This window comes from Wolbachia endosymbiont of Mansonella perstans (assembly GCF_020278605.1).
Taxonomy (GTDB): Bacteria; Pseudomonadota; Alphaproteobacteria; order Rickettsiales; family Anaplasmataceae; genus Wolbachia.
This window is the reverse complement of the sequence record NZ_JACZHU010000015.1, coordinates 1-1384: the sequence shown is the minus strand read 5'-3', so window position 1 is coordinate 1384 and position 1384 is coordinate 1. Positions and strand designations below refer to the sequence as shown.

The window sequence follows — 1384 nt, the reverse complement described above, 5'->3', positions numbered from 1 at the left end:
ACTGAGGGGTCTGAAGGAGAGGCATGAAGTGCACCACGGTATTAGGATTACAGACGGTGCAATAATTGCTGCTGCAACATTATCAAATAGATATATAACGGACAGGTTTTTACCTGATAAAGCGATTGATTTAATTGATGAAGCGGCGAGTAAGGTGAGAATTGAAATGGATAGCAAACCCGAAGTTATTGATGAACTTGAGAGGAAGATAATACAACTAAAAATTGAGTCAGAGGCTCTAAAAAAAGAACGTGATGAAAACTCCAAGCAGCGTTTAAAAAGGATAAATGAAGAAATCGAAAACTTGAACAGTAAGTTTGCTGACTTAAACAGTAAATGGCAGATGGAAAAGAATAAAATAGCTAGAATTCAAGAGACAGTAGAAAAATTAGACGATGCTAGAAAAGAGTTGGAACTGACTCAGCTGAGTGGAAACTTAGGAAGGGCAGGGGAGCTGATGTATGGTGTAATTCCTCAGCTTGAAAACGAGCTAAAAGACCAGGAAGAAGTTACTGATAGCCTCCTAAAGAAAGAAGTTACTGAGAATGACATTGCAAATATTGTTTCAAAGTGGACAGGAATTCCAGTTGATAACATGATGCACAGTGAAAAAGAAAAGCTTCTTAACATGGAGAATGAAATAGGAAAAAGAGTGATAGGACAAAAGGATGCAATAGAAGCAATAAGTAATGCAGTTAGGCGCTCTCGTTCCGGTGTGCAAGACACTAATCGGCCTTTTGGTTCATTTCTATTCTTGGGCCCAACCGGAGTTGGAAAAACGGAACTTGCGAAAGCCCTTGCCGAATTTTTGTTTGATGACCAATCAGCACTTCTGCGTTTTGATATGTCAGAGTATATGGAAAAACACTCCGTTTCAAAGCTAATTGGAGCACCTCCCGGATATGTTGGCTATGAGCAAGGCGGCAGGTTGACTGAGGCAGTAAGAAGGAGACCATATCAGGTAATTTTGTTTGATGAGATAGAAAAAGCAAATCCAGATATATTTAATCTATTACTGCAGATTTTGGATGAAGGCAGACTTACCGATAGCCACGGCAAATTAATTGATTTCCGCAATACAATATTAATTTTAACTTCTAATCTTGGTGCTGAGATAATGCTAAAGGGAGCTGCTGACTCTGTAAAAAGCGAAGTGATGCAAATAGTTAAATCTGCATTTCGTCCAGAATTTCTAAACAGACTAGATGAGATTATTATATTCTGCAGTTTAACCAAGGACGACATTTATAAAATTATAGATGTCCAATTTTCTTATTTACAAAAAACACTTGCTAAGCGCAAACTAAGTATAAATTTGTCAGAGGAAGCTAAGAAACTAATAGCGCAAGCTGGCTATGACCCTGAGTATGGAGCAAGACCACTA

The 1384-nt window shown here is 38.2% G+C and carries 1 protein-coding gene; it reads left to right on the top strand.

Annotated elements, in window-relative coordinates:
- Nucleotides 1-1384: AAA family ATPase (locus IHO13_RS01490; protein ID WP_225537949.1), on the top strand; the 1384-nt coding region annotated here is incomplete at both ends.